We start from the raw sequence: 26,791 nt of genomic DNA, 5'->3' as shown, positions 1-26,791 counted from the left end.
CTGAAAGTCAGACACACTTTTTGCTACTTAACCCTAAACTCATACAGTTTCACATTTGCAGCCTGTAACTTTTTCTACATAACCCTCAACATTGGGCAAAAAGGGGCGACGCCCCGCGCCGGGGGGGGGGATTGGCGCGAGGCGTCTTTAACCGGCTCGGGGGGGGGATTGAGCCGGGGCGGCCTCGCAGTCTGTTTCTAAAAAGAACAAGAAGGGGCCAGCCACGTCCAAGTATTACATATCCCGAGGAATCTGCAAATACCTTTCAAAGGATTTAATGCCCAATATGTTCGATGTCACGTCTCCTCGATTAATCGCGCCCAAAACTGCCACGCCCCAATCGCCCCAGTTCCCCACCCAGCAGTTAAACACTCATAATGCTCTCCCCGTGCCCGACATCCATGGGTAAGCTCGGAGTCTATGAACACCGGCGAGAACAAGGCTTCAACAACGCCGCAGCCGCGCGCTTCTACGGACACGAGCAGCTCTAAAGATGCCCAAATCGCTGCAGGCCTCCACGCCACCGCTGACTCTCGCGTCGCTGCGTTCTTTGACCTGGATAAAACCATTATTGCCAAGAGCTCGGCATATGCGTTCAACAAGCAATTCCTCGAGCGCGGCATCATTTCGCCGACAGACATGCTGCAAATGGCGCTCAGCCATGCCCTATACATGTCGCAGGGACACGATGAGGCGCAAATGGAGGCCACCCGCGAGCAGTTTTCCGCCCTTATCGCTGGTCACAGCGCCAGGGAGCTGCGCCAGGTCGCCATCGAAACCCTAGAGCAGAACATCACGCCGTACATCTACGCCGAGGCATTGGAGCTCATTCGTGAACACCGCGCACAGGGGCATCAGGTGTTCATTATCTCGGCATCGGCTCGGCAGATTGTTGAGCCCATTGCGCAGGCGCTCGGTGTCTACAACGTGGTGGCCACCGAGCTGGAGGTCCGCGATGGGCTCTTCACGGGTGAAACGGAGTTCTTCTGCCGAGGCGAAAACAAGGCCGTGCAGATGCGTCGGATAGCGGAAAAGCGCCAGTTCGACCTGGCCGAATGCTTTGCGTACTCGGATTCCATCACTGATGAGCCCATGCTGTCTGCAGTCGGCCATCCCGTTGTGGTCAATCCCGATCGCGCCCTGCGCAAGATTGCGACGGAACGTGAGTGGCCTGTGCGCCAATTCCGGAATCCCGTCCCGCTGTTTCGCGCGCCGTCGAAACGCAATGCTGCAATTCTTGCCGGCGTCACACTGGCGCTTGGCGCGGGTGCGACGCTGTTGGCACTGCGCAACAACGACGACGAGTCAAAGGCCGACTAACCCACCATCCGGCAGCCGGCCCGCCTACACCGCTTCGGCGATACCGCGCGCTTCCACGGCACCGGCCTTCAGCCCCTCCAGGTGCAGGAGAATCCACGCACGCAGGCCATCGGCGCTTCCCGACGCAAACCCCTCTGCGGCCTCGACATACTCCTGGCGGTGGCGAGTCCAGTAGACCTCGGGCACGGCCAAGCCACGCGGATCCAGGCCGGTTGCGACAGTTGTCAGTCGCGAGGCGGCGCGGGCGATGATGCCGTTGTGATACTCGAAGGGGCGCAGAGTCAGCAGCTCACCGTGCACAATCGCCGAGAGCACACCAGCATGAATCTGGCTGCGGCCAGTGATGAAGTCACCGAGCACGTGCAGACGCTGCTCCTTCATCGCAGACGAGAGCTTGTCGTCACCGACCGGACGGCCGGCCTTCATCCGCGCCTCGGAACCGTCTTCAGTTTCACCTGCGGGCGATGCGTTCAACGCAAACTTGGCCAGCACCTGCTGCGGAGCGCGCTGCCACACGCGAGTGGTCTCACCAATTGACTCCGGGGAAATGGTGTCGGCAACCCGCAGGGCTGCTGCGAGTACGGGATCGGTGATGTTGCCGTCGTCGGGAAGCGATGGCTCGCCGCCTTCTAGCCACGCCGATGCCCGAGCGCCACGCAGGACCGACTCGGAACCGGTGACGTTGTGCTTGCGCAGGTTGGCTTTGTGCCTATGGACGGACTGGATGGCCTTGGCCGCGACATCAGCCGCGTGTGCAACGCCGTCGAGCTGCCACAGGGGCGCGAGGGGGTCCTTGGGGTCAAGCTGCGGAATAGCAGCGGCGGGAGCACTGTCAGCGCCACCGGCACCCGATTCAGATGCCTTCGCCTGCGCTGCCTCACGCTCTGCGCGCTTCTTCGCCGACACGGAGGACACACCCAGGCTCATGCCAGCTAGGCCACCCTTTCCGACACCGGCGCCATTGCCGACAGCATTGCCGGCACCGGCACCAACTCCATCGGCTCCACGCACGTTCTCAGGCTGATTGTTCATATCCCACACCCTAATTCTTCACCGCTAAGTAAGTGACAAACTTATATAGAAATGGTCAAAGATGAGAAAAACTCCAACGAGTTCTTGGCTTTTTCGCCCTTATGGCGCGCCCTACCCACAATCAGAGGTAGTATGGCAGTTTGTAACTGCAGTTTTAAAGTTTCAAACCATCTTTTCCAACCATCTGCGTAGGAGGAAGTACACGTGAGCAACGACGATACGAAGGGTCTCTTTACCGACGGCACCGAACCGCGTGTTACCGCTATCCCGCTGAGTGATGTGGATAGCAACGCATCGGGTGATGCTAGCGTCGGCCAGCTCGTGTCTAATGCTTCTTCGCAGATTTCCGCTCTGGTTCGCTCTGAGATTGAGCTGGCCAAGGCCGAAATTGCTGGCGAGGCTAAGAAGGGCGCAGTTGGCGGTGGCTTCTTCGCGGTTGCCGGCGTCGTCGCACTGTACTCCTCGTTCTTCTTTTTCTTCTTCCTCGGCTGGCTGCTGGATGTTTGGCTGCCAACCTGGGCTGCATTCCTCATCGTTTTCGTTCTGATGCTGGTCATCGCCGGTGTTGCAGCACTGCTGGGTCTGAAGAAGGTCAAGTCGATCCGCAAGCCGGAGAAGACCATCGAGTCGATGCAGGAGCTGAAGGGGGTCGTGCCGTCGGGGTCGGCGAAGAAGTCTTCGCAGTCGAACGGTATGTACACCTAAAGGCTTAAAAGAAATTGGGCGGGACTTGTTGGTCTCGCCCTTTTGTCTTATTCAGTCCCGGTTTAAGCCCTTCGGAAAAGGTATTTTCCCCTCATGACCTCCCTCAGCGATTCTCTCACTGGCCCCTGGCGTCATCGTCTCATTCACGTCCGCGGCCAGCGCCTACACATCGCCGAGTGCGGCCGCCCCTCCGATCCGCTCGTGTTGTTTATTCACGGCTCGACTGGCGGTTGGTTTGAATGGCGCGAGGTTCTGCCACTGCTTAACGACGACTCTGGCGACCCCCTCCCCGTGCACGCTGTGGCTATTTCTATGCGTGGCTACGGTCAGTCCGACCGAACACCGCAAGGCTACGATCCGTTTGAGGCGGCCCAGGACATCGCCTCATCGATTCGCTCGTTGGGGCACTCGACCGCGCTGCTGGTCTGTCAGGGGTTCGGCACCTGGGTGGCGTGGACGTTGGCTTCGCGGCAGCCCAATCTTGTCTCCGGAATTATTGGTTGTGGTGCTGCACATCCGAAAGTGTGGCTGAACCAGTTGAAGAGCCCGTGGTCGGAGGACTTCCGCAGTAGCCTGGCTCCTCTGCTGCGCCGTTCGTGGTGGGACTCGCGGCCACGGGTACCGCAGTTGCGTCGCAATAAGTTCAGCACGCAGGCGGCTGAGGCTCGCCAGCAGCGGCTTATTGACCGCATCGTGCGCGAGTCCATGTCCACCACCGGGCAGGGGTTTGCCGAGACCCCCGAGGGAAAACAGACCGCGGAACTCATGGCTGACAGCCTGGCCAGTGGTGCACTCCGTCCTGCACTGGCTCACATGAATTGGTGGACGCGGCCGGCTCCGGCCGCTTTCCGCAAGTGGTTGAGTGCGATGGAGGGCCCGTCGAAAAGCGATGAGCACACGGTGCTGCTCGTCGGCGAGCAGGACACTCGTACCCCACGTGCGCTAGTGGAGCTCAGCTCGAGTCACGTGCGCGTTGTGCCGGATTGTGGGCACTTCCTGCCGGCAGAGAAACCTCAGGCTGTGGTGCAGGCAATCAGGGATCACTTGGACTGGTTGCCGGAGGGGTCTTAGACTCAGGCTCGGCTGAAGCTAGCCGGAACTCTCCTGCGGTTGCAGCTGGGGCTGACCTGCCCACAGACACACAACTTTCCGCTTACCCCGCCACACACTCCTGCGTGCTGATCGCTCCGTAGTTATCCATCGCCTCATCGATGTGTGGCTGGACCTCGGCGTGCGTCAGCGCGTAACCAGTCTGGTCATTGTTCACACCGGCACCGAAGACCAAGCCCAGGATCTGGCCCTGCGGCGTAATCAGTGGGCCGCCCGAGTTACCGTGGCGCACATCTGCCTTCAGAACATAGGCCTGACGCTCGTGCCTGGTCGACGAATAAATATCCGGGCCTCGAATAATGATGTTCTCCGTCACGCGCGCAGGTGTGGCCTTAAAGGGGCCGGACTCGGGAAAGCCCAGCACTACCGCGTCATCGCCCGGACGAGCTTCCTGATCCGCCCACTGCATGGGCTCCAGGGGTAGGTCGGTGGTTCGGAGCAGTGCGACGTCGTCAAGCGGATCGTAGTGCACGACGTTCGCGTCAGCCATGCCGACCACGGTTTCCAGCCGAACAGTGGTGGCGCCAGCGACCACGTGCGCGTTTGTCAGAATCAAATCCGGCGCGATGACAAAGCCAGTACCCTGCAGCAAACGTTCGCACTGCGGGGCTTCGCCCAAGACGCGGACGATGGACGGTCGAATACTGTCGACGACACCTTGCGAAATCACATTGGGGTCGACGGGTTCATCGGGGACGTTCTGCTTGTAGCCGAATGGCGGAGCGATGGCGGGCATTCCATCATCGCGAAGCTGACGGAGGATGCCACTGAAGCCGTCGCTCCATTCGTCGGGCGCGACCTGGTCAATGAGGTTCATGCCCTTGGACTCACGCACCCAGTCGGCGAACTGCCCGGGCACGGCGGTGGCCAGCGGCACGGCAATCATCCATGTCACTACCAGCGCAGTCACGGACTGCACGATGGCACCGAGGCTCGAATCCAGGCCGACGGCCAACGGCGAGCGAATGGTATTCCGCAGCGACTGCCCTGCCACTGTTCCCACCGCATGACCAATCAACGCCAACAGAATCACCGTGCCGAGGCCCAAGAGAACCTTTCCCGACTGGTTCTCGACCTGCGCCATAGCTAGCGGCGCCAAGGGCACACCAATGACCAAGCCCAGGACAACGCCCAAAATGGCCATAATCGACGAGACGGCGCCCTGCTGCCAGCCGACGATAAGCGCGAAAATGAAGACCGCCAGCAGCGCAACGTCAAACACAGCGATTGCAGGCATCATCGTCGGCCTCCCTTCAGTACGGACAGTTTTTCACCATTAGCGGAACGCGCGAGCACTGGCAAAAGTTTCTGGACGTTGGTGTCGTCCCACGGTTCCGACCAGCCGGCCACATCCAGCAAGTAGGACAGCACGCCGCCGGTAAATCCCCAAACGATGAAGTCGCCAACTTTAAATGCCGGCCCTGTCCAGCCGTGATAGCCCAGCATCATGCGGTTGTCCGGATTCGTCAGATGGCTAATTGGCACATTGAGCACCGATTCCGTCTCTGCGGGGTCGACCACACGCAGCGGATGCGGTGCATGCCAATACGCCAACACCGGATTCACCGCGAAGCCAGTCCGCGAAATGTCAATCGAGTCCAGCACCCGCACCGGCGTCACCGTCTCTCGGTTCAGGCCGGTTTCTTCCTCGGCTTCACGCAGCGCGGTATCGATTTCATCCACGTCCTCGGGATCGACACGACCGCCCGGAAAAGCCATCTGGCCTGCATGCTTACGCAGGGTTGTCGCCCTGTGCGTAAGTACCACGCTGGCATCCTCCGGCCGTTGGTGCGCCTCCGCATCACCGCTGATCAGCACCAACACCGCCGACCGCGCCGGATTCCGCAACGGTTTCTCCTGCGTCGAGGAGTCTCGCCGCAACTTCGCAAACGCACGCTTCACGCTTGACGACGAAGCGGAGCGACCGGCCACCTGCTGCTCCGAGTGGCCTGTTGTGGCGTGGCTGGCGCTGCTGGCGTGACCTGCCGCGTCGTGATCAGCACTGACCAGGTGCGGCGGCAAACTATTGGTCAACCATTTCGGCAGATACAGCCCCGAGCTTGCGTCACGATTCCACGACTGTCCCTGAGTCACTTCAATGCACCTCGCACGAGATCCGTAATCTGCTGCGCATCGGTGAATTCACCAGGATGAATGGTCGCCACCGTGCCATCTGCCTTAAACACCACGGTGATGGGCACAACTCGCGGTAGATTCAACGCTGGTCCGACCACGTCGACCGTGTCCGAGTAGGTCGGTAGCTTCACTCCGATTTCCTGCAGGAAGGCCTGGCCACGCCCCGCCTCACGAGCCGCATGCACCGTCGCCACCTGCACGTCCGGATTGTCCTTGGCCCATTGCTCAATAAGCGGTAGCTCTTGGCGACACGGCGCACAGTTCCACGCCCAGACATTAAGCACTGTCGGCTTGCCCTCGACGACCTGCCCCATGTCCACCAGTTCCACTTGCCCAGCCTCGTTGTCCTGGCCTGCCGAGTCTCCCGACTCCGCCAACAGCGGCAAGCGCACACCGGTCAGTGAGCCACTACCCGCTACCGCCGCGATCTCATCCTTCGACATCGCTGGCGCTGCCGACGCACCATCCACTTCACCATCACGGCCATCGCCATCACTGCCAGCGCCATCCGCACCGACACTCACACCAGATCCGGTCCCACCACCATCGGTCTCGTCATTGCCATCAGTGGTATTCACAATCGCGAAAATCACCAGACCCACAATGCTAACTCCCGCGATGAGCAGCGTAATCAGCGATGCCGAACGGTTAACGTCCACCTGCCGATCCTCATAGTGGCCACCATTGTGACTATGACCGCCCTGCTCATTCACGAAAAGTGCTCCTCGACTAGTCCTGTGTCGCTGTGGTGATGCGCGCGCTATCCCCGTCGTCAAGCGCGGAAAGTTCCTCCCCACTGTAGCCGTCATTAAGACCGGCCAGGTAGAGAAGCCATTCCCTGTCGTCTGACTTAATCAACTTCTCCGCAGTCTCCGGCTCCGCCGGCCCCGCGACGCCATACGACGGGCAATCTGCCGCCAAGAAGCACGCCCCGCACGCCGCCCGACGCGAATGACACACCCGGCGACCGTGGAAAATCAGCCGGTGCGAAAACCACGTCCACTCCGCGCGCGGTAGCACCTCCATCATCTCGTGCTCCACGCGCACCGGATCTTCCTGCTCTGTGAGACCCATGCGCCGCACCAGACGCCCAAAATGCGTATCGACCGTCAAACCCGGCACCCCAAAAGCATTCCCCAGCACCACATTTGCCGTCTTTCGCCCCACGCCCGGCAGCTTCACCAGCTCCTCCAACGTGCCCGGAACCTCGCCGCCGTGCTGCTCCATCACCCCCTGCGCAAAACCGATAATGTTGGCGGCCTTATTCCTATAGAAACCCGTCGGTCGAACGAGCTCCTCGACTTCTTCCTGATTCGCAACCGCCAAATCGGCAGGGGTGGGGTACCTAGCGAACAGCGCCGGCGTGGTCATATTCACCCGCACGTCCGTACACTGCGCCGACAGAATCGTCGCCACCGCAAGCTCATACGGATTACGAAAGTCCAGCTCACAGTGCGCATTCGGGTATGCCACCGCCAGCGTGCGGTTAATCCGCCGCGCGCGCCGCACCATACCCAGGCGCGTCTCCTTCCCCCGCGCCGCCGGATGCGCCCCCACCGCCCGACGCTTCTTCGACGTCAGGGATCCCTGCGGGTGCGTGGGCTGGGGTTTGTTTATCGTCTGATGCTTGCTTATCGACGATGCCTTGCCGGTCGTATCCATGGTCGTAGTGTATCGGCTACCCCGGATTGCAATTCGCGTGCGCACCTTTCGCGAGCTGAATCTTTAGATTCGTCCGGGATGCGGATGGAACCGGTAGCAGCTCGGGCATATTCGGTCAAAAACCAAAGAAGTCATGCCCCACCACATCTTGGAACACCGTTAGCGAATTGTTAGTTATAAATACACAGTTCAGCGGCTTTTCACCAGAATTCCCCACAGGCGCAGTGGCTCTTTTGCTACAGTGGTGCTTATCACATCTTGGTGACGGCGTAGTTTTGGGATGCATCTGTAGAGGCGATTTGTCGTGAAATTCGCCCAGGGATGAACCTGCCTTGAAGGCTGGCAGCGGCGTTACCGGGAAAGACCGAAAGTAGTGGAACTAGTGGGACGGGGCAGTTTCTCTTCCTGTTTGGCCACTGCAATCTGTAGTCGAGTGCTAATTTGGCGGCTGCTGGCCTGTATTTACGGTGGTTAGTGGCCCAAGACAGGAGAATTTTACCGTGGATGACGTCAAGGAGATTCTCTCCCGGGCCGGTGTATTTCAGGGAGTCGACCAGGAGGCTGTGCAGGCCTTGCTCGGCGAGCTCGAGACGGTTCGCTTCCCGCGTGGAACCACCATCTTCAATGAGGGGGAGCCGGGCGATCGGCTCTACATCATTATTGATGGCAAGGTGAAGCTGGCTCGTCGCTCAGCCGACGGTCGTGAAAACCTGTTGACCATCATGGGCCCGTCCGACATGTTCGGCGAGCTCTCCATCTTCGACCCGGGCCCGCGCACCTCCTCGGCGGTCTGCGTCACCGAAGTTTCCGCCGCGTCCATGAGTGCCGATCAGCTGCAGGAATGGGTTGGTTCGCACCCTGATGTTCCAGCTCAGCTGCTGCGCATGCTGGCCCGCCGTCTGCGCCGCACCAACAATTCACTGGCTGACCTCATTTTCACCGACGTCCCTGGTCGCGTTGCTAAGTCCCTGCTTCAGCTGGCCAATCGCTTCGGTGTTCAGGAAGGTTCTGCTCTCCGCGTGAACCACGACCTGACTCAGGAGGAAATCGCACAGCTCGTCGGCGCCTCCCGAGAGACCGTTAACAAGGCTCTGGCAGAGTTCGCCCACCGCGGCTGGATTCGCCTTGAGGGCAAGTCCGTGCTCATCTCCGATACGGAGCGTTTGGCCCGCCGCGCACGTTAGCTTGTTGCGCACGTTAGCTTGTGGCGCACGTTAGCTTGTTGCGCTTGTGGCGCTGCCCAAACGACTCACATCCCGCAGCCTCTGCTTTTGGATCCCCGGTTCCCGTAGGAGCACATGAAACGCATGAGGCTCGCGGGATTTTTGTTGTCTTCCCCCGCTGGCCTGGCATGCTGACCTGGTATGCCGGCCTGCCATGCCGGCCAAGTTTGGCGCACTTATCGACGCTTTTCTGCCACTTATCGATGCTTTCCCGGCACCTATCGATGCACCATTCACCGATTTCTCCTTGCATCAATCACTTATCGATGCGCTGTTCACTTGTGCGCGCGCTATAGCTCATCGACAAGTGGATACCTCATCGATAAGTGATTGAGCTGGCCCCGACGAGGCCAACCCACCCAACCGGTACTAGCCCACCCCAACCAGCACTACCCCAAACAAAAAGCGCGCAACCCGCAAAACTGCAGGTCACACGCTCTTTTCATGCGGTGAGTCAAGCTCAGCTTCACTCAAGCTCGGCTTCAGCCCAGTCTCAATTAAGCCCAGCCCAGACCAGCCCAGCAACCGGCCGAAGCCCAAGCCGAAGCCAAAGCCGAAGCCCAGCAATTACTCCCCGTGATCGCGCAGGTAGCGCAGGGTCACACGAGTCGACTGCTCAGCAGCATGACGCAGCACCGGATCGACATCCGTGTAAATCTCATCCACAATCTGGTCGACCGTAGCTTCGTCGCCCAGCTTGGCAACGGCATCCTTCACCTGCTGCAGGCGCAGCTTACGACGCTCAATGTACTTCTGCGTCATTACAGTGATGTCCGGCAGGTCAGCACCATGACCAGGCAGCAGACGAACACCCTTGCCGCGCGAATCCAGCATTTTCAGGGTTTCCATGTACTTACCCAGGTCGCCGTCGGTCTCCGAAATCATAGTGGTGTGGCGGCCAGCGATCGTGTCACCGGTAACGATGCCTTCAACATCATCCTCGCCATCACCAGTGTGGATGAAGTAGCAGACAGAATCAGCGGTGTGACCAGGGGTTGCCACGACCTCAATCTGCGGAGTCACTCCGTCGAGGACGATACGTTCGCCGTCGACAAGCGGATCCTGACCTCCCGCGCAGTACTGAGACTCCAGCTCACGAATCGGCGCGCCGGTGAGCTGACGGAAACGTGCGGCGCCATCAGCATGGTCGCCATGACGGTGCGTCAGCAGAATCAACGCAACGTCGCCGGCATAGCGCTGGAGGACGTTCAGGTGTCCCTCGTCCTCCGGACCCGGATCGATGACAATGCTGCGGCTATCCCCCTCAGCCTTAATAACGTAGGAGTTCGTACCCTCCAGCGAAGAGTAGCTGGGGTTCGGGCACAGAACGACGCCCACGGACTGAGAAATCTGACGCAGTTGGCTATACGCAGGATGCTCCATGTCCTCTATCCTACGTGGTTGTGCAATCCGGGGAGCGGGCTACGCCCTCCAATTCGGCTCATTTGGGTGTAAGCACGCTTTACGACGTCCCGGAGAACGCAACATCCCCACTGGTCACGGCACCAAATACAGCAGCTACTGGGCTACTTCAACGATGATCTCGACTTCCACGGGTGCGTCCAGCGGAAGCTGATTCACACCCACTGCCGAACGAGCATGCTGGCCGCGTTCGCCGAAGACGTCGCCGAAGAGTTCCGAGGCTCCATTGATAACGCCCGGCTGACCAGTGAATCCGGCGGCGGAGTTGACGAAGCCGACGACCTTCACGATGCGGGTGACATTGTCGAGACCGACCTCGGCATCGACTGCGGCCAAAGCGTTGAGAGCGCAGGTGCGGGCGGCCTCCTTGGCCTCCTCAGCAGTGACTTCCGCGCCGACGTGGCCGACGTGGGTGAGCTCACCGTTTACGAATGGGAGCTGACCGGAAGTGAAAACAAGGTTGCCCGTACGCGTTGCGGGTACGTAGGCCGCAACTGGCGCGGCAACGGCAGGCAGGGTAAGCCCGAGGTCCTCGAGGGCTTGGGAAGGAGTGCGAGATTCAGAGTTGCTCATTTAAGTTAAGCCTTTCCACGGCGGCTAAGGGCCCGGCGAATAAAGCCGGCCAAAGAAAGATGGCAGCCAACCGTGAGTCAGCTGCCAATCGAAAGCACAACCGCCGTTGCTAGTTAGGTGCTAGACACCGAGGTAATTAGTCAGCCTTCGGGCGCTTGAAGTAACCAACGTGGTTTTCGCCGGTCGGGCCCGGGAGAACGGTGACGAGTTCCCAGCCGTCCTCACCAAAGTTGTCCAGGATGGCCTTGGTGTTGTGAATGAGCAGCGGTGCGGTGAAGTATTCCCATTTAGTAGTCATGGAAGCTACTTTATCTGTCCCCCAGCCTCGCGCGCTGGGGGTTCAGTTTTACTTCGGTCTAAGTTCGGTTTTTACTTAGCCAGCTGTCCGCCAGTCCGGCGGCTTTACTTAGCCAGCTTTGCCTTGCGCTGAGCTGCGTACTGCACAGCGTAGAAGTCGGCCCACGAAGTAATTTCCGGGTGCTCGCGCAGCATTGCGCGGCGCTGACGCTCGGTCAGGCCACCCCAGACGCCGAACTCGACGCGGTTATCCAGAGCGTCGGCACGGCACTGCAGAACCACTGGACAGTGGCGGCAGATAACTGCGGCTTCGCGCTGTGCGGCGCCGCGAACGAACAACTTATCCGGGTCAATATCGCGGCACTTAGCGCGCGGGACCCACTCCTGACGATCGCGGAAGCTCTCTACACCGAGCTCGTAGTCTGGCGTAGTAGCAGTGCGGTTGCGATCGGGAATCGTGGCGGTCATTGTAGCCTCCTCGTGCCTGCGATTTTCGTTATTTCGAAATAGTTTCAACTAAATAGTGCTGAAATTTTGTTGTAAGTCTATTCACACCAACCAAATAATGTCGATTGGGTCACACTGGGAGGGTGGGCGTGGCGCAGCTCTAAATGCAACGATGCAGGTGGGGCAACTTTTTCCAACAAAAGCACGGGGGTGATTTACGTCACTATGAAAATCTTTTTCCAGAAACCACCACACGATGAGTTGCCCGGTATTGTAAGGGCGCTCGTAGCACTCCTCCCCCGCTCGCCAGGCGTTTTTCTGGGCTCGCCGGGCATGTCTCTAGGCGGATTTTCGAAAACTCACTTCGGCTCAATCCGCCCTACCTTGTAGTGTGATTGCTGTGAATAAAGGTTCGACGCTGTTCAAGCTCTCCGTTGCCACTGTGTTGGCTGCGTTGATTGTGGCCAGCGCCCTCTTTCCTCTTGTGGGCGGCTCGGCCTACCTCGTCGCGCGCACGGCTGATGAATTCGCGTCGGCGTCGCGGTCGGTGATTTCTAAGGACGCACCGGGGGTCACCACTATTACGGATCGTAATGATCAGCCAATTGCGTGGCTCTATGATCAGCGGCGGTTTAATGTGCCGTCGGAACGTATCTCGCCAGCTATGAAGGATGCGCTGGTCAGCGTGGAAGATAGGCGCTTTTATGAGCACTCTGGTGTGGACTGGAAGGGTACTGCTCGTGCGGCGGTAAAGAACTTCATGTCCCAGTCGGTGCAGGAAGGCGCCTCCACAATTGAGCAGCAGTTGATTAAGAACCACACGCTGCTGGTGGACGCAGAGTCGGAGTCGGAGCGCCGCGCTGCTACTGCCACGGATTATGGTCGCAAGATCCGCGAGATTCGCATCGCGTTGGATCTGGAAGATGAGCTGACGAAAGACGAGATTCTGACTAAGTACCTGAACTTGGTCCCCTTCGGCAATGGCGCGTTCGGCGTGGAAGCTGCAGCTCAGACATACTTTGGCATTCCCGCGTCCGATCTGAATGTCCCGCAGGCCGCTCTGCTCGCGGGCATGGTTCAGCAGTCCTCCGGGCTCGATCCGTATACAAATCCGGAAGGTGCGCATGCACGGCGTAACGACGTGCTTGCGGCTATGGAATCCACGGGGGCAATTGGCCCGCAGGAGGCTCAGGACGCCAAGGCAGCTGATCTCGGTATTCTTCCGGAGCCTCAGCGCCTGCCGCAGGGTTGCATCGCGGCGGGCGATCGCGGTTTCTTCTGTGACTATGTGGTCTCCTACTTGGAGAACCACGGTATTGAGACCGAGAAGCTCAAGCGCGGTGGCTTCCATGTGAAGACCACACTGGACCCGCGTGTGCAGGACAGCGTGCAGGAGTCTCTGCGTCAGCAGGCGTCACCGACTGCGGATGGCGCAGCCGAGGTTATGAGTTTGCTTGAGCCTGGGGATGACTCCAGGAAGTTGCTCGCGATGGCGTCGTCACGCGTATACGGCCTCGATGCGGAACAAATGCAGACCGTGCAGCCTCAGCCATTTACGCCGGTGGGCAATGGCGCGGGCTCGATTTTTAAGATTTTCGCGGCGACGTCGGCGGTGGAAAAGGGGCTGGGTATTGACACCAACTTCCCGGTGCCGCGTCGTTATGAGGCCTCCGGGCTGGGCACCGGTGGCGCAGAGGGCTGCCCGCCGGGCCTGTACTGCGTGGAGAACGTAGGTAGTTTCCCGCCGTCGATGTCGCTGCGTGAGACGCTCGCACGGTCGCCGAATACTCCTTTTATTCAGATTTCGGAGCTGGTCGGCGTCGATGGCGTGATGGACATGGCGGTACGCCTGGGCATGCGCTCATACACGGAGCCGGGCAGTTTTGATGGTGAGTCCTCGGTGGCGGACTATGTCTCGGAGCATAAGCTCGGCTCATTCGTGCTGGGTCCGACGGCGGTGAATAACCTTGAGCTGTCCAATGTCGCTGCCACCCTGGCCAGCAATGGCCGCTGGTGCGAGCCCTCTCCAATTGAGTCGATCACGGACTCCAAGGGCAATGCGGTCAAGCTGAATGTGCCACCGTGCGAGCAGGCAGTGGAGCCGGGTGTCGCGCACGCGATCGCTAATGCGCTCAGCAATGACGCCACCGATGGCACCGCGAAGGATGCCGCGAAAGAGCTGAATTGGGAAGGCCCAGTCGCGGCTAAGACCGGTACCACCGAGTCGAACCAGTCCGCGGCATTCCTGGGCTTCACCGGCGGTCTGGCCGGATCGGTGTACGCCTACAACGACACCCCGACGGTCACGGAGCTGTGCACGTCGCCGCTGCGCCAGTGCCCAAGCGGCAACCTCTTTGGTGGTCGCGAGCCCGCGCGGACATGGTTCGGCGCAGTCGGCCCGGTCATCGAGGACTATGGCGGAAAGAACCTCCCACCACTGGATTCGGACTACGGACTGGGTACCTCTATCACCCAAATGCCGAATGTGGTGGGCATGCAGAAGGCCGAGGCCCGGGAGACCCTTAAGAAGGCCGGCTACAAGGTAGAGGAACGCACAGTCTCCCTCACCGGCGAGTCGCGCGGAATCGTGGTCGGGTTGGATCAGCCGCCGCTACTACTCAAGGGTGGCACCGTCACAATCCGCGTGGCCGATGGCACCCGCCGTCCGACCCCGCCACCAGCGCCGTCGCCACGACCGGACTCGACGACGACCCGGCCGGATCCGCTACCGCAGTTCCCTCGCCCGAACACTCCGCCAGCGCCGAGCTTGCGGGATCTGATTCCGCTGCTGCCGTTCTAGTTCACCCTAGAAGGCAGCTCCAACGCTTATCGCCGAAAAGGGAAAACGGCGAAAGGTCGCGCTAGCCCTGCAGGGCAGCCTTAACGGACTCGGAAAGCCGCTTGCCATCGACCTGGCCAGCGGCCTTTTCCTTAGCCACCTTCATAACCTGGCCCATGATCTTCATGCTCGGCGCATCATCGCCAGCAACCTCGGCCACGGATTCCGCAACGAGGTTCTTCACGGCGTCGTCGTCAAGCTGTTCCGGCTGGTAGCGGGTGAAAACCTCTGCTTCGGCGAGCTCGGCGTCGGCAAGTTCCTGGCGGCCGTTCTCGGCATACATCTCAGCGGACTCGCGACGCTTCTTGACCTCCCGTTCAATCACACGCAGCACCTCGTCATCGGTGAGCTCGTGCTTGGAGCCGGAAACCTCTTCGGTCTGGATGGCGGCCTTCAGCATGCGCAGCGCCGCGACGGTTTCCTTGTCGCGGGCCTTCATTGCGGCGGTCATATCGGAGACAATTGTGTTCTTCAGTTCACTCATACGCCCTAGATTACCGCTGTAGTTGATAGTGTCTCTGTCATGACATCGCGCGCTTTTTCCAACCGAATTCTGCGGTCTGCCGCAGCTATCGCCACGCTTGGCTTGACGACGTTCCTCTACGCGAACCAAATCGAATTGCGTGCATTTAAACTCCACCGTGTGCAAGTTCCCGTGCTGGCACCCGGCACGCTCGCCCGGGTGGGAAAGCGCGAGGGTGAGCCTTTCCGGATTCTGCATGTCTCCGACTTCCACATGCTCCCCGACCAGAAGTTGAAGCAGAAGTGGGTTGCCAGCCTCGATGCTCTGAACCCTGACCTGGTGATTAATACCGGCGACAACCTGGGCAGCGACAAGGCCGTTCCCAGTGTCCTCGCAGCGCTCGGCCCCCTACTGAACCGTCCGGGCGCCTTCGTGTTCGGTACGAATGACTACTTCGCGCCACGGCCTGTCAATCCGCTGAAGTACCTGACAGGCAAGAAGCGCAAGCCCTCACGCGTCGAACTGCCGTGGCGCGGCATGCGCGCTGCGTTTATCGAGCACGGCTGGCAGGATGCCACCCATGCCCGGCTGGAGTTTGTGGCGGGTGGCGTGAAGGTGGCGCTGTCCGGTGTAGATGACCCTCATCACGAGTTGGAGGATTATTCGCAGATCGCCGGTGCTCCGAATGCGGATGCCGACATCGCTATCGGCCTGTCGCACTCGCCGGAGCCCCACGTGTTGGATGCTTTTGCGGAAGACGGCTACGACCTGGTGCTTTCTGGTCATACCCACGGTGGCCAGGTGTGCCTGCCCGGAGGGAAGGCCATTGTGACCAACTGCGGTATCGACCGCTCGCGGGCCTCGGGGTTGTCGCGCTGGACCGAGAAGACATGGCTGCATGTCTCCAATGGCCTTGGCACTTCCCCTTACGCTCCGGTGCGCTTGTTCTGCCGCCCATCCGCGACCTTGATTGAGGTTGTGGAGCGGGATTCGTAGTTCGTAGTCCGTCGGGGTGCAGTTCGTAGTTTGTAAGGGCGCGGCGGAGACCGCGGCTTGTTCCCACAGCCCGTTAAGCAGGCGTTTTGCATTCTGACTCAGCGTCGGGCTAAAGTAAGTCCTCGCAAGCACAGCACTGAGACGTATGTTCCCAGTTCGTGTCTGCGGCCTCGGGGTATGGCGCAGCTTGGTAGCGCGCTTCGTTCGGGACGAAGAGGCCGTGGGTTCAAATCCCGCTACCCCGACCAAGTAGAAACCCTCTCTCACCTGGAGTTATCCGGGCGAGGGAGGGTTTCGTCGTTGGCTGCTGAACCCTACTATTTGCCGCGGTTCAGGGTTGATAGCCAAAGAGTGCGTCCAGTTCTCAAGGTAGCGACTAGTCAGGCCCCAACTGCGGCAGCACCACAGCCCGGAGTTACGGGGTTACGTGGCAAAACTGTCAACCCGAAAACTCAGGGGCTGCAAATGTGAAACTGTCTGAGTTTATGACACTTTCAAGCCATTTTTCGGGCCATTTTTGTCATAAACGCAGTCAGTAACTCGCATCAATCCAACACCACCTGTCATAAACGCAGTCAGTAACTCGGTTCGACACCCCGTCCATCACTCGTACCTATGTATTTTCACTACTGGATCCGCAGAGCCTTTCCCCGCTCCCCCAAATGCCCCTTTCACCCCGCGTGGAGCATTTTCGTGGCTGTTAGTCTGTAGAAGTACGAACCTTTTTAACAGCAATGTGAAAGTAGCCCCCAAGTGACGCACCTGGCAACAGCTCTGGCATCAGCCAGCCCCTTTACAGCCAGTCCGCCGTCGGCGACCGCACCACCAGACCAGACATTGGCTTCTGAGTTTGCGTCCGGCGGCGTATCGGCAACATTGAATTCTTTAGATTCCATTCTTTCTGCCCCGGCAACGATTACCCCCCAAGCAAGCAGCTCCGCAGAGCACGCAACAACGCTCGCAGCTCAAGCAGCTCAAGCAGTCCAAGCCACCCAAGCAGCCCAAACCTCCGCCAACAGCCTGACCCTCCTTTCGGTCCCGCTGTTGGTCGCGGTTGCCCTGGCGCTGACCCCGCTGTTTGTGAAGCTCCTTGGTCGTCACGCAGGCTGGCCCATCGTCGCGTTTTTTCTCGCGTCGGTGGTCCAGCTTTCGCGTGTAACGGGCGATATTCTCGACGGCACCACCTTCACCTGGTCCCGCGTCTGGTCCCCGGAACTGAACGCGGCGTTTGCGCTGAAGCTCGATCCCCTCTCCATGGTGTTCAGCTTCTTGGCGCTGTTGGTGGGCTCGATAGTCTTCATCTACTCCACCGCGTATTTGCCGCCGAAGAAATCCGCGATGAGCTTCTACGTCTTGATGACGGCGTTCATGCTGGCGGTTTTGCTCCTCGTGCTTGCCGACGACATCATGCTCCTCTTCATCGGGTGGGAGCTGGTCTCGATGGCCTCGTTCCTGCTCATTGCGAGGTCGGGCTCGTCGGGCGAGCTGGGCTCGTTGCGCACACTCCTGCTGACCTTCACCGGTGGCCTGCTGCTTCTGGCCGCCCTCGGCGGTGCGGTGTGGCTAACCGGTTCCACGAATCTCACCGAGGTTTTGGCTTCGCCTGAGTGGGAGGCCAACCCGGCGGCGCGCAGTCTCATTGCCGCGTTGGTGGCCCTGGGTGCTTTCACGAAGGCAGCTCAGTTCCCCTTCCACGCCTGGCTTCCAGAGGCTATGGCGGCAGCAACTCCCGTCTCGGCTTTCTTGCACGCTGCGGCCGTCGTCAAGGCGGGCGTTTACCTGCTGATGCGTTTTTCCACGGTCTTCGCGGACGTGCGCGTGTGGCAGTTGCTGCTGATTGTCATGGGTATGTGGACGGCTGTTGCCACGGCCTACTTTGCGCTGCAGCAGACTGATTTGAAGAAGCTGATTGCGTACTCGACGGTCTCGCAGTTGGGTTGGATTGTCGCCACGATTGGTGTGGGCACGAAGTTCGCCATTATGGCTGCGGTTGTGCACACCATTGCGCATGCGATGTTTAAGTCTTCGCTGTTCATGATGGCTGGCGTGGTTGACCATCAGGCGGGCACGCGCGACATTCGTCGCTTGGGTCCGCTGTGGAAGCAGATGCCGTGGAGCTTTAGCTCGATGATTTTCGGTGCGGCATCGATGGCGGCAATTCCGCCGTTCTTCGGCTTCATGTCGAAGGAGGGTATGCTCACCGCGTTCGAGGGCGCACCTTTGTCCAACACCGGTGTCGTCATCCTGCTGACGGTTGCGGCGATTGGAGCGATTGGTACTTTCGCGTACTCGGCACGCTTGGTGTTCGGTGCGTTCGTGGATGGTCCGCGCGATGTTGACCACATCACTGAGGCTCCGATTTCGCTGTGGCTTCCGGCCGCCATTCCTGGCGTGCTGAGCCTGCCTGCAGCCTTCGCTGCCGGTGCTATTTTGAACCGTCCGCTGGACCGCGTGGCGGATACGGTCGGTCAGCTTCCGGCCGGCACGACTCAGGAATCGCACTTGAGCCTGTGGCACGGCGTGAATGTGCCGCTGATTATCTCTGTGATTGTGCTGGCTGTCGGCGTGGGCTTCATCTTCACTCGTGCCCGCGTCAACGACGTTATGGCCGACCGCAAGCTCTTCCCGTTCACTGGCGTGGAGGCGATCAACGCGTCGCTGAGCGTCTCGCAGCGTGTGGGACGCGCGATGGGCAAGGTGGCGCGTTCGCATCAGCCATCGCGTCACCTGTTGCCGCTGCTTGGTTTGCTCGCGGTGTACGCCCTGGCCATTGCAATCGCTTCGGGTGTCGGTGGCGCTCCTGTGCTGCCGAAGATCGACGGCATCGATCACCTGACCGATCTGATTCCGCTGGTCGTTGTCCTGATTGGTGTGTGGGCCACGCTTCGGGCGAAGAACCGTTTGCAGGCGGCTGTGCTGCTCGGCGTCACCGGTGTTGGTGTCACGCTGCAGATTCTCCTGCTGGGCGCACCGGATGTGGCATTGACGCAGTTCATGGTGGAAATCCTGACTGTCGTGCTGATGATGCTGGTGCTGCGCTTCCAGCCGCGTGCGTTCTCTGAGACCTCGAAGAACCGCCGTGCCTCGGCGGCGGTTGTGGCAGTTGCCGTGGGCTTGGCTACGTTCGGCGCGGTGTGGTTCCTCACTGGCCGTCGTCAGATGCCTGAGGTCGCGCAGTGGTACATCGATAACACTGAGAAGGTCACGGGCGAGACCAACATTGTCAACGTGATCCTGGTTGAGTTCCGTGCTTTCGATACCATGGGTGAGCTGGCGGTTCTCGGTATGGCGGGTGTCGCGATGGCGGCGGTTGTCACGTCTATGCCTCGCTTCCCGCACCTGCTCGATCAGCCTTCCCCGCTTGCGGAGCCCGCTCTGAATTCCATCATGATGCGCTGGCTGGTCCGCTGGCTGTCGCCGGTTCTGTTCGCCCTGTCCGCTGTGGTTCTCTACCGCGGCGGTACCGCTCCGGGCGGCGGCTTCAACGCGGCGCTGATTGGTGCCGCTGCCGTCATGCTGATTTACCTGTCCAAGGACCGCGACGAGCTGGTCTTCGGCGAGAAGATCCCGGCAGTGCTCAGCGCTGCGGGTGTCATCACGGCTATCGGCACGGGCTTCATCGGTTTCGCCAAGGGGTCGTTCTTGGCACCGCTGTACGGCGAGTTCCTAGGTCAGCACCTCACCACGGCATTGCTTTTCGACGTCGGCGTGTACCTGGCCGTCATCGGCATTGTGGCAACCGCGCTGAATCTCCTGGGCGGCCCGAACCGTCCTGGTGTGACCGGGTCGGACGATGTGATGCAGGATCTCTACTCAGACCGCTCGAGCTTGCGGGTGCCGCCGGAGATGGGCGTGTTCGCCTCAGAAGCGGAGAGCGCTCCCGCCCCCGCCCCAGCTCATGCCACCGTTGAGGAGGCCAAGAAGTGATTATCGCCATCATGGCTGCCGTCCTCGCAGGCGGTGGCACGTACCTGGTGCTACAGCGCGGCATGCTGCGCACCATCATCGGCATGACTCTGATTTCCCATGCCGCCAACCTGATTATTTTGTCCACGGGTGTCGGCGCCTGGCGCGGCGAACCGCTGCTGGGCAACGAGACCACTGCGGGCGCTGGCGCTGCTGAGCAGATGGCTGACCCGCTGCCGCAGGCATTCGTGCTGACGGCCATCGTGATTACCATGGCCGTCACCGCGTTCATGCTGGCTCTGTCTGGTTTGGGCCGCGATGACGACACTCGTATCCATGAGGACCGCGAGGCTATGCGACAGCTGTCGACGGCTGGTCGTCGTGCGGGTAAGCACATTCCGTCGGACTCGGATTCCACGGTCACCGGCACCCCAGGGGTCTCTTCGGCTCCGAATAAGTTCCCGCGCGAGACCACATTCGGCGGTGACGAGAAATGGTAGAAGCCTCTGCAATGACCTCTGCAATGTCCCCTTCAACTCTGTCTTCGCTACTGCCGCTGTTTGCGGCACTGCCGCTGATTCTGTCGGCGGTCGCAGCCATCCTGCCGAAGCTGTGGATGCGCGCGACGATGGGCATCGCCGTTCCGGCACTATCGTCGCTGGCTGCGTTTTGGGTGATGTTCTACGTCACTGAAAACGGCCCGGTCGGCCACGGTGTGGGCGCGTTCCCCGGTGGTATCTCGATTCCTTTCTTGGCGGACACGTTCTCCATGCTGATGCTGGGCGTGGCCGCAGCGGTGGTGGCCTTCGGTAACTGGTTCGCCCACGTCGCAGGCGAAAACACATCGCGGTTCTTCCCCTCCCTGACGCTGATGATGTTGGCCGGCATGTCGGGCGCTTTCCTGACTGCCGATCTGTTCAACTTCTTCGTGTTCATGGAGGTCATGCTGCTGCCCTCCTACGGTTTGATTGCAGTAACCGGTACCTGGCACCGCCTGGCCGCTGGCCGTAGCTTTGTGCTGGTCAATCTCTTGACCTCTACGGTGCTGCTGATTGGTGTCGCGCTGATTTACGGCTCGGCGGGCAATGTGAACATCGCAATGCTGGCCGACATGGCCAGCGAGGGCGGCCCCGGCGGCACGGGTGTGGTCGCACTCGGCATTGTCATCATTGCGCTGTGCGTGAAGGCTGGTTTGGTTCCGGCGCACACGTGGCTGCCGAGGACGTACCCGTCGACAAGCCCTGCGGTGATGGCACTGTTCTCTGCGGTACATACAAAGGTTGCGGTGTACATGCTCTTCCGCATCTACGTCGTGATTGTGGGCATGAACCCCTCCTGGCACTGGCCGATCATTATCATCATGGCGATCTCGATGCTGGTCGGCGCGTTTGCTGGGCTTGCGGAGAACACCATGCGTGAGGTGCTGGCCTACCAGATGGTCACGGGTATGCCGTTCATTCTGATTGTGCTGGCGTTCACGGACGCTAACGACGGGGGCGGCGCCAAGGCGGCGCTGGCTGCGGGTATTTTCTACGCAATCCACCACATGGTGACTGTCGGCGCCCTCATTCTGGGCTCCGGCGCAGTGGAAGAGACCTACGGTACGGGTACGCTCTCCAGGCTTTCTGGGCTTGCTCGCCGCGACCAGGCGGTTGCTTGGGTGATGGCGGCAATGAGCTTCTCCATTGTGGGCTTCCCACCGTTTTCCGGCGTGTGGGGCAAGGTGGGCATTGTCTTTGCCTCTGCCGCCACTGGCGATGCTCGCTCGATTGTTGCGATCACCGCAATCATCGTTGCCTCACTGGGCTCGCTGCTGGCCATGATTCGCCTGTGGCGCGCGGTCTTCTGGGGCCGACCCATGCAGGGCGTGGATGATTCGGTTCGTGTTCCGGGAACGCTGGTTGCGCCGTCCGCCATGCTGGCAATTGTTTCTGTGACCATGTTCGTCGCGGTCGGCGCCGTCACTTGGGCGACCACCGGCGCGGCTGATGCGCTGCTGAATATTGATGGCTACCGCGAGGCGACTCTCGGCGGAGTTGAAAACGCCATCGGAGGTATTTACTGATGAAGTTTCTGCATGTTATCCGCTATTCCCTCTGGCTGGTCTGGCAGGTTGTTGTGGCTGCGACGGACGTGGTGCTCGATACTCTGCGCCCGAACCAGAAGCAGCAGCCGGTGCTCATTGGACTGCCGCTGCGTGTGAAGTCTGACCTTGAGGTCACTCTCTTTGCCGAGTCCATCACCATGACCCCGGGCACGCTGGTCTGTGGTGCCCGTGAGACCGATGCGGGGCGGTTGTTCATCATCCACGCAATCTTCGGTGCCGACCTGGACTCACTGTACGACTCCCTCTACGACATGGAGGAGCACCTCGTCCCCCGCCTCCGCGATGTCCCCCGCCCGAAGGCGTTCGTCTTCGAGGAATACAACGCAGACCAGTTCATTGACCCGGATGCCGTCGTCGGCGTTGCTGCCGAGGTCGACCGTGGTCTGCCGCTGCCGGATGGCATTGCCTCCAATGGCGAAGACAAAGGAGCACGCTCATGAATGACACACTGATTGATCCCACCGCAGTACAGGTAATTAGCGGCATTGGCATTGCTCTGTGTTCAGTGGCGCTGCTTGTGGGCGTGGTGTTGATCTTCCGGGTCAAGGGCAATGTCTCACGCGCAGTGCTTTCCGACGCCGCTTTCTACCCCATGGTGGGAGTGTTCCTCACAACTGCCATGCTGCGGACTACGGCCATTACTTTCGATATTGCAATGCTGGCGGGCTTGCTTGGCATTCTGTCGACCGTGGGCCTGGCCCGAGTTATTTCCCGTGGCCGCCGCTAAGACCGATTAAGGACGAATCGCAATATGAGTATCGCTTCAATCCTTGTAACTATCTTGTTTGCCGTGCTGGTCATTGGCGGATCTTTGTACCTGCTTCTGGCGGGTGTGGCCATGTGGCGCTCTAAAGATGCATTGAGCCGGTTGAACCAGCTTTCGGCCGGAATCATGGTGGGCATCCCCGCGCTGGTGATTGCCAACTTGGTCTTAGAGGCCGACCAGGGCGATCTGACGTGGGGCAAAACCCTCACCGCCATTCTGGCCATTGTTGCTGTCCTGGTCGTCGCTACCGTCGCCTCCGAGGTACTTGGACGCGCGGTCCTGGGTGCCCGTGACGGCTCCGCTGAGGACTACGTCCCGGAGCGGTAGCTAGTGGCGCGGGAAACGTCCTGAACACACCGTTAGCGGCCAGTTTCACAGCGACCCCTCAGCGCGCTCCGACACCCCCTTTAGGCCACCCGGCCTACCCAAAAGGGGGTATATTTCCCCACACTTTTGGCCTCCCACAATGTGATGTACATCTCATGGGCTATGACCCGCTCGTTAACTCCGTTTATGCCCCTAAATTGAGTGGCAGTTTTTGCCATTTACTAAAGTTTGACTACCTTTACTTAGGGAACCCTTAATCATCATTTTTGATGAATTCGCCGTTTGCCTGCACCTTTGCGACACCAAGAACAAAACAATCAATGCAATTCCGGTAAATTTTAAGAAAACAACACTCTTGTCATCCGATATTCAGGCAGATACCGGAGTCGTCACAGACACCACCAAACCGCCCTCTTTCCAATATTTTTAGGCGAATTTGAGCGAGATTCAAGGGACACAACCGACCAGAAGCGGGCCGAAGCACTTATTTTTTCATTGCAGCCCCTTGCCCCATCGGTTAACTTAATTTCTGTGAGTCAGCCAAGAGCGACTCAAAATCTTTACCCCCGAGAACCTAAGGATTTTCTCATGTCCTGCTCCGCAGAAGATATCGCAACCATCCTCGAAGCCCTTCCGGCCGTCACCGTCGAGAGCCCGCTGCCGGCTTTCGAGCAGCTGGCTGGCAACGACGTCAACTTCGCTAACGTCGGTGGCGACCTGAACCTGCCGTTCGGTAACGACTTCCTGGACATCTCCGTCACCGACGACCACTCCACCCACGACTCCCACGACGTCGAGGTTTCCGACTTCCTGAACCCGGAGACCACCGTCGACAAGTCCGACCAGCGTAAGTTCGACTTCCTGAACCCGAGCATCTCTGGCATCGGCGCCAAGTAAGCTCCTGGGCTTCATGGCAGGACAATAGCTCCGCCAATCCTTGACACAATAAACCGCCAGTCTCTAAAAAAGACTGCGGTTTATTGTTCAGTTAAAACCGATATTCTTCATTTCGTTACTGTCTAAAAGGAACACCAAAAATGGACGTCACTCCTATCGTTGAGGTTCTGGAAGCAATGCCTTCCGGCCCGACCGTCAACGTCACCTTCGAGATTAACCCGACCATCGATGGTGACCTGACCCTCCTGGAAACCGGTGACTGGAACGCTCCGTTCGGCCGCGACTTCATGGACATCAACATCACGAACGATCAGTCCACCCACAACGACAACTCCACCCACGTCTCCGGCGTTGAGGCTGATAGTGTCTCCGACGCTGCCGAACAGGGTCGAGAGGTGTCCGAGTCCGCCGAAGAAGCCGACGAGGCTGCAGCTGCTCCGAAGTCGCTTTTCAGCGGCTCCCCGAGCCTGCCGGGCATCGGTGCCTAAAACAGCTCACACTTAGGGTTGTTCCTTAGCCGCCCAAACCGGGCCGGCGTGCAGGCAACCACAAAGCCGTGGCTGTCATGCACAGACAGAAGTTTTAAATAAAGCGTTAGCCCTGCAGATGGTTCAACCATTTGCAGGGCTAACGCTTTTCTATTTACTTTGATCTACCGCGTGACTGTGCAGCTCTACTCTGCGGTTTTACTGCACAGCCCTACGCGGTTGCTTTACTTCGTTGCCTTAAAGCGCTTTTCCACCTCGGCACCGAGCCAGGAATCAACGTTGGTCCAGTACTGGTAGACACGCTGCTCCACCTCTGGGGAAACACCCTGCATGGCACCGACGATGTTGTTTGCCAAGCGATCGCGCTCGGCATCGTCCATCACGTTGCGAACAAGGTCGCCTGGCTGCGAGAAGTCATCATCCTCAGGGTGCTGCACGTAGGCGCCAGCGTAGAACTCTTCGCCCACGCTCTCCCACTGACCAAAGGCACCAGCATCGACCTGGCCGGCGTGACCGGAGCGCACTGGGCAGCCAGCGGCCTTAGCCGCAGCCGTGGTATCGGCCTCCGGGCCGCGAGCGGTGGCGTTGGAGCCGTGAACCGGCAGCTTCGGATCCGAGTAGTAGTACGTGGCCGCACCATCCTGCGAGAAGGAATTCACTGGGCAGCGAGACTGGTTCACCGGCAGCTGATCGCTGTTGACGCCAAGGCGGTAGCGGTGCGCATCAGCGTAGGAGAACACACGCGCCAGCAGCATCTTGTCCGGCGAGAAGCCGACACCCGGGACCGTATTCGACGGTGCGAAGGCGGCCTGCTCAACCTCAGCAAAGAAGTTGCCCGGGTTGCGGTTCAGGGTGAAGTGGCCGACCGGAATCAGCGGGTAGTCCTTCTGGGACCAGGTCTTGGTCAGATCGAACGGGTTCACCTTGTAGCTGGCGGCCTCGTCGTAAGGCATGATCTGCACCTTGACGTCCCAGGTTGGGTAGTCGCCGCGCTCAATTGCCTCGAAGAGATCCTGGCGAGCGTGGTCGGTGTTTTCGCCAACCAGCTCGGCGGCTTCATCATCCGCCAGGAACTCCCAGCCCTGGCGAGTCTTAAAGTGGTACTTAACCCAGAAACGCTCCCCTTCAGCGTTAATCCACTGATAGGTGTGAGAACCGAAGCCATCCATATGACGGAAGTCCTTCGGAATACCGCGGTCACCCATCAAGTAAGTGACCTGGTGAGCGGACTCCGGAGAGGCAGTCCAGAAATCCCACTGCATATTGGCGTCGCGCAAACCTGTGTCCGGCAGGCGCTTCTGAGAGTGGATGAAGTCCGGGAACTTAATGCCATCGCGGATGAAGAACACTGGCGTGTTGTTGCCCACGATGTCGAGGTTGCCCTCTTCGGTGTAGAACTTCAGTGCAAAGCCGCGCACGTCACGCCAGCCATCCGGGGAGCCCTGCTCACCTGCGACAGTAGAGAATCGCGCCAGCATCGGCGTGACCGTGTTCGGCTGGAATACTGCAGCCTTGGTGTACTTGGAGACATCCTCGGTGATGGTCAGTTCACCGAAAGCACCTGCACCCTTAGCGTGAACAACGCGCTCCGGAATGCGCTCGCGGTTGAAGTGCGCGAGCTTTTCCAGCAGGTGGATGTCGTGGAGGTTAATACCTCCCTGTGGGCCATTGGTTAGCGAGTGCTGCTCTGTAGGAACCGGCGCACCGTTGAGGCGAGTGGTCGGACCATTGGAACCTTCATAGAGATTGGACATGGGGATTTCCTCCTAAAGACAGGGGCTAGATGGCAGTCACAACATGCCCTGACGTTTTCCACCCTACACGAAGTTTCATATTTTCCCTATTAGTCTCCCGCGATTGATATGTGGACTTAATTATTAGTCCGATTAGGTTCGCTGTATCAGCCGCAAACACTCGGCCCTAAAAAGGGCAAAATTCCCTCTGCGAAAACCACCCGCAATGACCGTCGAAAAGCACTTACCGCGCTTTCATGCAATACCTATCAGCACTGAATAAAAGGTATAGCCAGCACTACCACTGCCCACGGGGGGTTAAGGGTAGGATTTCACGCGTAC

At 59.6% G+C, this 26,791-nt stretch carries 25 protein-coding genes and 1 tRNA gene; 15 read left to right on the top strand and 11 right to left on the bottom strand.

Translation table 11 applies throughout. The features are described from left to right. The first annotated feature begins 420 nt into the window (after window positions 1-420). A complete protein-coding gene (locus HMPREF2751_RS09165) occupies window positions 421-1,320 on the top strand; it encodes an HAD family hydrolase (protein ID WP_083304440.1) in 900 nt (299 codons plus the stop codon). 24 nt (window positions 1,321-1,344) lie between these two features. Here the strand turns inward: HMPREF2751_RS09165 and HMPREF2751_RS09160 are convergent, their stop codons facing one another. After that, a complete protein-coding gene (locus tag HMPREF2751_RS09160; protein WP_083304439.1) occupies window positions 1,345-2,352 on the bottom strand; it encodes a Fic family protein in 1,008 nt (335 codons plus the stop codon). Window positions 2,353-2,556: 204 nt separating this feature from the next. Here HMPREF2751_RS09160 and HMPREF2751_RS09155 point away from each other — a divergent pair, with 204 nt between their 5' ends. Next, window positions 2,557-3,057 (top strand): phage holin family protein, encoded by a 501-nt coding sequence (locus HMPREF2751_RS09155; RefSeq protein ID WP_016421928.1) that lies wholly within the window; start codon window positions 2,557-2,559, stop codon window positions 3,055-3,057. Window positions 3,058-3,150: 93 nt separating this feature from the next. Next, window positions 3,151-4,128 (top strand): alpha/beta fold hydrolase, encoded by a 978-nt coding sequence (locus HMPREF2751_RS09150; RefSeq protein ID WP_070595912.1) that lies wholly within the window; start codon window positions 3,151-3,153, stop codon window positions 4,126-4,128. A gap of 82 nt (window positions 4,129-4,210) precedes the next feature. Here the strand turns inward: HMPREF2751_RS09150 and HMPREF2751_RS09145 are convergent, their stop codons facing one another. From HMPREF2751_RS09145 to nth, 4 genes are read right to left on the bottom strand one after another with little or no spacing between them, the layout of a single operon-like run. After that, the gene (locus HMPREF2751_RS09145; protein WP_070595911.1) at window positions 4,211-5,407 is read right to left on the bottom strand and encodes a MarP family serine protease; all 1,197 of its coding nucleotides are present in this window, start codon (window positions 5,405-5,407) and stop codon (window positions 4,211-4,213) included. Continuing rightward, entirely contained in the window at window positions 5,404-6,261 is an 858-nt protein-coding gene (locus tag HMPREF2751_RS09140) for an NUDIX hydrolase (protein WP_049189452.1), read from the bottom strand. Before HMPREF2751_RS09140 ends, HMPREF2751_RS09145 begins: the two co-directional genes overlap by 4 nt. Further along, complete coding sequence (locus HMPREF2751_RS09135; RefSeq protein WP_070595910.1) at window positions 6,258-7,016, bottom strand: TlpA family protein disulfide reductase; 759 nt, start codon at window positions 7,014-7,016, stop codon at window positions 6,258-6,260. The genes HMPREF2751_RS09140 and HMPREF2751_RS09135 overlap by 4 nt, the downstream gene beginning before the upstream one ends. Window positions 7,017-7,032: 16 nt before the next feature. Next, window positions 7,033-7,965, bottom strand: coding sequence for an endonuclease III (gene nth, locus HMPREF2751_RS09130; protein WP_370449631.1), 933 nt, complete (start codon window positions 7,963-7,965; stop codon window positions 7,033-7,035). Window positions 7,966-8,465: 500 nt separating this feature from the next. On the opposite strand from nth, the gene glxR reads away from it, so the two are divergent. After that, window positions 8,466-9,149: a CRP-like cAMP-activated global transcriptional regulator GlxR gene (gene glxR, locus HMPREF2751_RS09125; protein ID WP_005511668.1), complete on the top strand. Its 684-nt coding sequence runs from the start codon at window positions 8,466-8,468 to the stop codon at window positions 9,147-9,149. Window positions 9,150-9,755: 606 nt separating this feature from the next. On the opposite strand, the gene HMPREF2751_RS09120 is transcribed toward glxR, so the two are convergent. The 4 genes from HMPREF2751_RS09120 to HMPREF2751_RS09110 all read right to left on the bottom strand — a co-directional run bounded on the left by HMPREF2751_RS09120 (window position 9,756) and on the right by HMPREF2751_RS09110 (window position 11,948). Beyond that, the gene (locus tag HMPREF2751_RS09120) at window positions 9,756-10,571 is read right to left on the bottom strand and encodes an MBL fold metallo-hydrolase (RefSeq protein ID WP_070432015.1); all 816 of its coding nucleotides are present in this window, start codon (window positions 10,569-10,571) and stop codon (window positions 9,756-9,758) included. A 135-nt stretch (window positions 10,572-10,706) separates the two neighbouring features. Continuing rightward, entirely contained in the window at window positions 10,707-11,183 is a 477-nt protein-coding gene (locus tag HMPREF2751_RS09115; protein WP_070595909.1) for a RidA family protein, read from the bottom strand. Window positions 11,184-11,319: 136 nt separating this feature from the next. Then, on the bottom strand, window positions 11,320-11,481 hold the full coding sequence (locus HMPREF2751_RS10780; protein ID WP_005511670.1) for a Sp36 family protein: 162 nt from the start codon (window positions 11,479-11,481) through the stop codon (window positions 11,320-11,322). A 104-nt stretch (window positions 11,482-11,585) separates the two neighbouring features. Further along, on the bottom strand, window positions 11,586-11,948 hold the full coding sequence (locus HMPREF2751_RS09110) for a WhiB family transcriptional regulator (protein WP_070595908.1): 363 nt from the start codon (window positions 11,946-11,948) through the stop codon (window positions 11,586-11,588). 370 nt (window positions 11,949-12,318) lie between these two features. Here HMPREF2751_RS09110 and HMPREF2751_RS09105 point away from each other — a divergent pair, with 370 nt between their 5' ends. Beyond that, window positions 12,319-14,727 carry a transglycosylase domain-containing protein gene (locus tag HMPREF2751_RS09105; RefSeq protein ID WP_070595907.1) on the top strand — a complete coding sequence of 803 codons (2,409 nt, stop codon included), beginning with the start codon at window positions 12,319-12,321 and terminating at the stop codon, window positions 14,725-14,727. Window positions 14,728-14,788: 61 nt separating this feature from the next. On the opposite strand, the gene HMPREF2751_RS09100 is transcribed toward HMPREF2751_RS09105, so the two are convergent. Further along, entirely contained in the window at window positions 14,789-15,250 is a 462-nt protein-coding gene (locus HMPREF2751_RS09100) for a GatB/YqeY domain-containing protein (protein WP_070595906.1), read from the bottom strand. 39 nt (window positions 15,251-15,289) lie between these two features. Between HMPREF2751_RS09100 and HMPREF2751_RS09095 the strand changes: the two genes are divergently transcribed. The 10 genes from HMPREF2751_RS09095 to HMPREF2751_RS09050 all read left to right on the top strand — a co-directional run bounded on the left by HMPREF2751_RS09095 (window position 15,290) and on the right by HMPREF2751_RS09050 (window position 24,716). Next, a complete protein-coding gene (locus tag HMPREF2751_RS09095; RefSeq protein WP_070595905.1) occupies window positions 15,290-16,225 on the top strand; it encodes a metallophosphoesterase in 936 nt (311 codons plus the stop codon). Between the two features lie 171 nt (window positions 16,226-16,396). Then, a tRNA-Pro gene (locus tag HMPREF2751_RS09090) sits at window positions 16,397-16,473 on the top strand. 772 nt (window positions 16,474-17,245) lie between these two features. Continuing rightward, window positions 17,246-20,152, top strand: coding sequence for a DUF4040 family protein (locus HMPREF2751_RS09085; protein WP_070595915.1), 2,907 nt, complete (start codon window positions 17,246-17,248; stop codon window positions 20,150-20,152). Then, complete coding sequence (locus HMPREF2751_RS09080) at window positions 20,149-20,631, top strand: sodium:proton antiporter (RefSeq protein ID WP_070546318.1); 483 nt, start codon at window positions 20,149-20,151, stop codon at window positions 20,629-20,631. Before HMPREF2751_RS09085 ends, HMPREF2751_RS09080 begins: the two co-directional genes overlap by 4 nt. A 23-nt stretch (window positions 20,632-20,654) precedes the next feature. After that, a complete protein-coding gene (locus tag HMPREF2751_RS09075; RefSeq protein WP_070595914.1) occupies window positions 20,655-22,196 on the top strand; it encodes a monovalent cation/H+ antiporter subunit D family protein in 1,542 nt (513 codons plus the stop codon). After that, entirely contained in the window at window positions 22,196-22,678 is a 483-nt protein-coding gene (locus HMPREF2751_RS09070; protein WP_070595904.1) for a Na+/H+ antiporter subunit E, read from the top strand. The genes HMPREF2751_RS09075 and HMPREF2751_RS09070 overlap by 1 nt, the downstream gene beginning before the upstream one ends. Next, window positions 22,675-22,965 carry a monovalent cation/H+ antiporter complex subunit F gene (locus HMPREF2751_RS09065; protein ID WP_005511667.1) on the top strand — a complete coding sequence of 97 codons (291 nt, stop codon included), beginning with the start codon at window positions 22,675-22,677 and terminating at the stop codon, window positions 22,963-22,965. The genes HMPREF2751_RS09070 and HMPREF2751_RS09065 overlap by 4 nt, the downstream gene beginning before the upstream one ends. 24 nt (window positions 22,966-22,989) lie before the next feature. Beyond that, window positions 22,990-23,331 carry a monovalent cation/H(+) antiporter subunit G gene (locus tag HMPREF2751_RS09060; RefSeq protein WP_016421914.1) on the top strand — a complete coding sequence of 114 codons (342 nt, stop codon included), beginning with the start codon at window positions 22,990-22,992 and terminating at the stop codon, window positions 23,329-23,331. 588 nt (window positions 23,332-23,919) lie between these two features. After that, on the top strand, window positions 23,920-24,228 hold the full coding sequence (locus HMPREF2751_RS09055; protein ID WP_016421913.1) for a hypothetical protein: 309 nt from the start codon (window positions 23,920-23,922) through the stop codon (window positions 24,226-24,228). Window positions 24,229-24,368: 140 nt separating this feature from the next. After that, window positions 24,369-24,716, top strand: a complete 348-nt coding sequence (locus tag HMPREF2751_RS09050; protein WP_049192922.1) for a hypothetical protein — start codon at window positions 24,369-24,371, stop codon at window positions 24,714-24,716. A 224-nt stretch (window positions 24,717-24,940) separates the two neighbouring features. Here the strand turns inward: HMPREF2751_RS09050 and HMPREF2751_RS09045 are convergent, their stop codons facing one another. Next, window positions 24,941-26,470 carry a catalase gene (locus tag HMPREF2751_RS09045; RefSeq protein ID WP_070595903.1) on the bottom strand — a complete coding sequence of 510 codons (1,530 nt, stop codon included), beginning with the start codon at window positions 26,468-26,470 and terminating at the stop codon, window positions 24,941-24,943. Window positions 26,471-26,791 lie beyond the last annotated feature (321 nt).

The organism is Corynebacterium sp. HMSC063G05, from assembly GCF_001810555.1.
Taxonomy (GTDB): domain Bacteria; phylum Actinomycetota; class Actinomycetes; order Mycobacteriales; family Mycobacteriaceae; genus Corynebacterium; species Corynebacterium jeikeium_D.
Note: the sequence above shows the minus strand (reverse complement) of the source record. Positions and strands in the feature narration are given on the sequence as shown.